The sequence below is a fragment of the Streptomyces sp. NPDC058678 genome (assembly GCF_042714835.1).
Lineage (GTDB): Bacteria > Actinomycetota > Actinomycetes > Streptomycetales > Streptomycetaceae > Streptomyces.
On the sequence record NZ_JBHXSG010000155.1, the window covers coordinates 1 to 6735 of the forward strand.

Below are 6735 nucleotides of genomic sequence, written 5' to 3' on the forward strand. Positions count from 1 at the left end.
GGTCGCCGCCCGCGTAGATCACGAGCTTGCCGCCTTCGGCGATGGCGGCCTGGTACAGCTCGTCGAGGGTCCTGGTCTCCTCGGCGCCGGCGCCGCGCGCGGCTGTGGTGGGGGCTGCCGCGGCAGGGGACGCCGTGGCGCCGAGCGTGCCGAGGCCGAGCGCGGCGCCCGCTCCGGTGGCGAGGAGGCGCCGTCGGCTGGGAAGGCTGGTCACTTGGGTAACCCTCTCTGCGTGGGGGCAGGGATGTTCCCGGCGCACGGGCGGCGGACCGCCTCGGCCGGGAGGGTGGGAGCGGAAGCAGCGAAGCCGGTGGTCTCGTACGGTCTGCGCCTCAGACCGGCGGTGAGCTTGCCGGAGTCGAGGATGTCGGAGGCGAGCCGGTGGCCGTCGGCGGGGGTGCGGCCGGCGTCGGTCGGCAGCGCCTCCTGCTCGCTGTTGACGAGGGTGGCGGTCCTGTTCTTGCTGCGACCGGAACGTCCAGATCGAGGCCGGTGAATTCGAGTGTGCTCATCAGGACTCTTCGCTGTTCCATCGAGGATGGGACCCGCTGACGCGAGCCATTCATCTGACAAGACGGTATCTGACACATCAGATGTTGTTGCCATGGGGGCACCCGGTGTGATGCGAGTCGCACTGGGCCTGCTATTGCGGCCACCGTTGGCCGGGTGGGTGGTGCCGTGGCGTGAAGTGCATGGGGCGCCGATGGAGGTCCGGGCGGAGTTGGGAGAGAGCCTGCGGAGCACCGGGCAGACGGTGGTGTCCAGGCAGCCGTACTCATGGTGGTCTCCGCCGTGGCGGTCTCGGCCGTATCCAGGCGGGGCAGCAAGACGGTGTCGGGGAAGATCAGCAGAAAGGTCGAGCACGGCGCCAGCACGGGCCTCGACGGCGGCCGCGCCCGTGATCTCGGGTGCTCCTCGACCACGCCGACCGGATCCTGGCCGCCGTGCGGGGGGCCGAGAGCGCCCTCGCGGCGGTCAAAGGCACGGTCACCGCCACTGCCACCCTCGCCGCGTTGCCGTTGACCGTCGCCCAGATCGCGGCCGACGTTATTCTCGCCCTGTCCCGCCGCACCACGTGTACTACCTCCCGCTCCACCTTCTCTACCGGCATTGCTACTTGTGGAGATGGAGGTGGTGGCCGGCCCCGGGCGATGGGGTGCCCTGCCGTCCCATCGGGGGAATCGGCGGAGGTCTGGGCTTCAGGAGCATGCGAACCGCCCACGAAATCACGGGAGTTCGCGGGCGGTCTGTCCGGATCATTGGAGCTACGGAGCTGTGGAGCTGTGGAGTTACGGCGTCACGGTCAGCGGTGTGCGGCCCACCGTCGTCGAGCCGTCGCCGAACTCCACGACGCCGACGTACTCCGGGCCCGGTTCGGCGTACGTCGTTGCCTACGAACGTCAGGAACACCGGAGCCGGACCTGTGTCATGCCACCGGCTAGCGCTGCAGTGTCAGCACGCCCGGCCGGTAGGGCAGGAGGCCGTAGTCCCCGCCGTCGGTGCTGGGGTCGCGTCCCTGGTAGAGGAACTGCAGATTGCAAGGGTCGATGGTCTTGGTCTGGTCGGGGTTGGTGCGAACCAGATCGCCGTGGCTGATGTCCCTGGTCCAGGCCGTCGCGCCACTGTTGGCACTGCCGGCGAAGGGGCTGGTCACGGTCTCGGCCTGCGGCTGCGGTGTCCACGTGCCGTCGAGGCTGGTGGCCGTGAACGCGCGGAAGTAGCGACCGTATCCTGTGTAGTTCTGGGCCTCGACGATCATGAGGTACTGGTTCTGGCCCTGGACCTTGTAGACCTCCGGCGCCTCGAACAGGTTGAGCGGCGTGTCGCTCATGATCTTCGTGAACGAACCGAAGGTGCCCGGGAAGTTGCCGATGGGCATGCCGGCACGGTAGATGCCGCCCTCATCGTCGGCGAAGAACATGTACATGTTCGTGTCGTCGCCGATGAGGGTCACGTCGAGGGGGCCGCCCTTCGGGAGGGTGCCCGTGAACAGCTCCTGCTGCGCGGACCAGCCGTTGGGGTTGGTGGGGTCGCTCGAGGTGCGGTAGGAGAAGCTGTAGGGCCAAGCCCCGTTGTAGGCGAGCACCCAGAGGTTCTTCGGGGCGAAGTAGAACAGCGTCGGCGCGATGCCGTCGAAGGGGATCGTGTTCTGGGTGGCGGTGGCCATGTCGGACCAGTTCGTGAAGGGGCTGAAGGTCGTCAGTCCCCAGCGCCCGTCGTTACCGGCGAGGGTGTTGTGCGTCGTGGCATAGACGACGTGCTTGCCGTTGTAGACGACGCTGGTGAAGTCCTTGAGCGAGGCCCACCCTGCCTTCGGCTCCGCCAGTGGGCCGGTCGATGTCCAGCGGTACGTCGGTGGAAGAGCACACACGTTGTTCGCCCCTGACAGGCCGGTCCACTTCTGGTTGGTGCCGCCGTGGCAGGACCAGAGCTGCACTCCCGTGCCGTTGGCTTTGCCCCAGCCCGCGACTTCCAGGCAGAGTCCGGAGCGCACGCCGATGATCGTGCCGTCGGGGTTCACCCGCCACTGCTGGTTGTCGCTGCCGTTGCATGCCCAGATCTGCACCGGGGTCCCGGAGGTGGTGGCGCCGCCCCGGGCATCCAGGCACTTGTTGCCGTACACGGTCAGCTGACTGCTGTCCGTCAGCGTCCACTGCTGGTTGGTGCCGCCGTGGCAGTCCCAGATGTGCACGTTGGCGCCGTCGGTCTGGCTGACGCCCGCCACATCGAGACAGCGGCCGGAATCAACGCCGCGCACGTCGCTGGTGGTGGCCGCCTGGGCCGGGCCGGCGACGAGCAGCGCCGCCAACGCGGCCAGGGCCGCGACCACGGCGGCGAGCACCGCCGACGGGCGTCTGTGGCTGAAACTACGTGTGCGCATAAGGACCTCGTCATCCTTAAGCAAGCGGGTCCGGTCCACCCCGTCAGAGGCTGTCCGGATGCCGACGCGATACACCCATGTCCGATATCCCGAACAATGGTCGAAGTGTCGAGCAATTGGATGATAAAGATCCGACGATCAACGTCAATACTTCTCACACGATTCGCGAGCAGAAACGTTCGCAGGCTGAAACCAGGCGGCTACAAGTCCCGTGGTCGCAAGGGTCTTTGACACGAGGGTCAGGTAGCGGTGCGGGCGCGGACTTGGACAAGCACCGTTGCAGTACCGGTTGCCGCCGCTCCCGAAAAGGTTGCCGCCCGGTCCAAGTGCACGACTTGAGGATGACGGACCGCGATCCCGGTGACCCAGTCGATGGTCATCGTCTTCTCGTTGTCGGTGAGCAAAAGCGGGACCACGCCAGCCATGCGCAGAACAACAGCGTCTCGCGCTCGCTTCCACCGCCCGGACCAGGCACTTCGGGCCTAATCCCCAGTCGAACTGAAACCAGAGACCGGGCTCGGCGATCCACGGCCGGTAAGTACGACAGTGGCCGGCCCGCCACTGTTCCCTTCCGCCCGCGCGACCGCCCGCCGCGTCGTCCGCTCGTCCCCGGTGAACCCCAGTAGATGGAGGCGTTCGTGGAGCTTGTCGGCTCGCACCGTGCGCTGCGACCGGTCGACCCACTCCTCACTTTGGCATGAATGGGTCGATCTAGGATCTTGTGCTGTCCGCTCTCAACTCCTAGGATCCGTGCCGTCCGAAGGATCGGTTTACGTTCGCAGTGCCGAACGCGCCCGGCCGAAGCGGCTTGAGCATGGTGCACATGCCGGGCATGACAGCACCCGCATCATCCGTACCAGTAAGGCTCTCCCCCACACGCCAAGTGCCGGACTTGGAAGGTGCACCCGGCATTCGTGCGGCGAGCCCCGATCGCCTCCCGGAGCATCGTGTGACGTCGCCCGCACCATGCCCGCGCCCGCGCCGCGCGGCCGTGGTCCTCCTGTCGGGCCTGGCGCGGCCGGCCCGTCGTCCAACTCGTAGGCCGTGCCTGGGGCACGTTGTATCCCAGCCCCGTGCCGCCGCCCCCATCCCGCCAGGTCACCCCACTGACCGGCGGCGACGCCTTCGACGGAACGACCGTGAAACCGAAGCGGGAATCGAACCACAATCCAGACCACGACAAGTGGTCCGTCAACAACGGCTTGACCCTGCGCACCGCGACGGCCACCAACGACCTGTACTGGGCCCGCAATACCCTCACCCACCGGATTCAGGGACCCACCTCCACCGCGACCATCCAGCTGGACTACGCGACGATCCGCGACGGACAGCAACTGGAACACCACCGGCACCGGCGCCGAAGTCGCGAGCGCCAACGTCACGGGCTACGCCGCGCAGACACGCGGCGGCTCCGTCCGTATCGCAGGTTCGCACTGACCACACCCCGAGCGCAGCAACGTTCCTCCCCCGCATCTGACCAGCTGCTCAGTCCCCGACCCGCAGCACCAGGAAGGACCACACCATGGCCAGTACCGCCGTCCACAGGCCAACGGCTCACCCGACCGCAGTGAGATCACCCGCCACCGGTACGGGACTCACCCGGGCAGCCGCCTGGGTGGTGGGCCTCCTGCTGGTGTTCGCCGTCGTGCCCGCCGCGGTGCAGCCCACCGCGGCCAGGGCCGACAACCCGATCGTGCAGAACGTCTACACCGCCGACCCGGCCCCGCTGGTCTACAACGGACGGGTCTACCTCTACACCGGGCACGACGAAGACGGCTCCACCTCCTTCGTGATGAAGGACTGGCGGGTGTGGTCCTCCGCCGACATGGTCAACTGGACCGACCACGGCTCCCCGCTCAGCCTGACCACCTTCAGCTGGGCGTCCACCGACGCCTGGGCGGGCCAGGCCATCGAACGGGGCGGCAAGTTCTACTGGTACGTGCCGGTGACAGCCCGGGCGACCGGCCGGATGGCCATCGGCGTGGCAGTGTCGGACAGCCCCACCGGCCCCTTCCGCGACGCCCTCGGCCACCCGCTGATAGAGAACAGTGAGATCGACCCGACCGTCTTCATCGACGACGACGGCCAGGCCTACCTGTACTGGGGCAACCCGAACCTCTGGTACGTCAAGCTGAACGCGGACATGACGTCCTACGCAGGCAGCCCCACCCAAATCCCCCTCACCACCGCGGGCTTCGGAACCCGCACCGACAACCCCGACCGCCCCACGCTGTACGAAGAAGCACCCTGGATCTACAAGCGGAACGGCCTGTACTACATGGTGTTCGCGGCCAAGTGCTGCTCGGAGTTCATCGCCTACTCCACGGCACCCAGCCCGACCGGGCCGTGGACCTACCGTGGAACAGTCATGCCCGCCCAGGGCAACAGCTTCACCAACCACGCGGGCATCGTGGACTTTCAGGGCAACTCGTATTTCTTCTACCAAAACGGCGCCCTCCCGGGCGGCGGCAACTTCACCCGCTCGGTCGCAGTGGAGAAGTTCTCCTACAACGCTGACGGAACGATCCCGACGATCAACATGACGGACACCGGTGCACCCCAGCTCGGCACGCTCAATCCGTACGTACGCCAGGAGGCCGAGACGATCGCCTGGGGCTCCGGGATCGAGACCGAATGGACCAGTGACGGCGGAATGAACGTCGGCTGGATCGAAAACGACGACTACATCAAGGTCAAGGGCGCGGCCTTCGGATCCGGCGCGGCCTCCTTCACCGCGCGCGTGGCCTCCGCCACCGGCGGCGGCACCGTCGAACTGCGCCTGGGCAGTCCGAGCGGGACGGTCGTGGGCCGGTGCAGTGCGCCGAACACCGGCGGCTGGCAGACCTGGACCACGGTGACCTGCCCAGTGAGCGGCGCGACGGGAACCCAGGACCTCTACCTGCGGTTCACCGGCGGCAGCGGCTACCTGTTCAACATGAACTGGTGGCAGTTCACCCGCGCCGCCTAACCGCACCGCGTTGACTTGCTCCTCAGGCTGAAGCCCGAGGATTCGGCCTTCCCGTCCGAAGACTGTGCTGCTAAGCGGCACAGTCTTCGGACGGGAATCCGTGGCTTCCGCCGCCTGCGCCAGCACCTCCCACGCCTGCTCCGACAACTCGAACCGGGAACGCCTGCGACGCTCCACACGGCCCTCACTGCGCGCCGCCTCCACCCACCGCCACACCGTCCGCGGATGCACCCCCGCCCGCACATGCGCCGACGTCACACCACCAGCCGCATCCAGCTGAAGCAATCGCCCCACCAACACCGGCCGCGACACCGAGACCAAGCCCTCAAGCTCCCGCTCCCCCACCCGGCCCTCCCGGCCACACATCCAGGGCCCCGCCTCCACCGCGACCGTCGTGCTCGACTGCTCCGGGATGGCGGACGGCGACCGGGCCGGGCTGGCGATGCTGCGGGACTCCTCCGCCTGGATCGACGTCACGCGGCAGGATGGCGTCAGCAGGCTGGTGATGTTCGACGGCCTGACCATGGACGCCCGCTGGAACACCAGCAGCACCGGCACCGAGCAGGCCCGCGCCGACCTCCCCGCGTCCGGCAGCCGCGTCTGGCTGCGCGCCGCCGCCGACGGGCCGCCAGGCGACGACGCGTGAGGCTGATTCCGGCACCCTGAGCATCCTGTTCGATCGCCGGAACCCCGCCCGGCGGCTGTGGGCAAGGCGGCAGCCCGGCTCGGCCGGTAGGTTCGGGGCCTTCTCATGATGGCCTTGAGGAGCCGGTATGCCTTGGCCGTCATCGTCGGCAGCAGTTGCCCGCAGGCGCACCGATGACGGGCCGTTCCGTCCGGTGCCCCTACGTGGAGAGGGGGCGCCGGACGGAACTACGCCGTCCGG

The 6735-nt window shown here is 68.0% G+C and carries 3 protein-coding genes and 3 pseudogenes; 3 read left to right on the forward strand and 3 right to left on the reverse strand.

The window, feature by feature from the left end; translation table 11 throughout:
• The 3 genes and pseudogenes from ACFWWR_RS48300 to ACFWWR_RS48310 all read right to left on the reverse strand — a co-directional run.
• Window positions 1-214, reverse strand: a pseudogene (locus tag ACFWWR_RS48300) (ABC transporter substrate-binding protein); the annotation flags it as partial.
• A gap of 1224 nt (window positions 215-1438) precedes the next feature.
• The gene (locus ACFWWR_RS48305; protein ID WP_384310743.1) at window positions 1439-2881 is read right to left on the reverse strand and encodes a non-reducing end alpha-L-arabinofuranosidase family hydrolase; all 1443 of its coding nucleotides are present in this window, start codon (window positions 2879-2881) and stop codon (window positions 1439-1441) included.
• Window positions 2882-3198: 317 nt separating this feature from the next.
• A pseudogene (locus ACFWWR_RS48310) lies at window positions 3199-3592 on the reverse strand (IS21 family transposase); the annotation flags it as partial.
• Window positions 3593-4020: 428 nt separating this feature from the next.
• On the opposite strand from ACFWWR_RS48310, the gene ACFWWR_RS48315 reads away from it, so the two are divergent.
• The 3 genes and pseudogenes from ACFWWR_RS48315 to ACFWWR_RS48325 form a co-directional block, all read left to right on the forward strand.
• A complete protein-coding gene (locus ACFWWR_RS48315) occupies window positions 4021-4452 on the forward strand; it encodes a hypothetical protein (RefSeq protein WP_384310745.1) in 432 nt (143 codons plus the stop codon).
• A complete protein-coding gene (locus ACFWWR_RS48320) occupies window positions 4404-5849 on the forward strand; it encodes a glycoside hydrolase family 43 protein (RefSeq protein WP_383872126.1) in 1446 nt (481 codons plus the stop codon). The genes ACFWWR_RS48315 and ACFWWR_RS48320 overlap by 49 nt, the downstream gene beginning before the upstream one ends.
• A 364-nt stretch (window positions 5850-6213) precedes the next feature.
• Window positions 6214-6483: pseudogene (locus ACFWWR_RS48325) on the forward strand (xylosidase); the annotation flags it as partial.
• Window positions 6484-6735 lie beyond the last annotated feature (252 nt).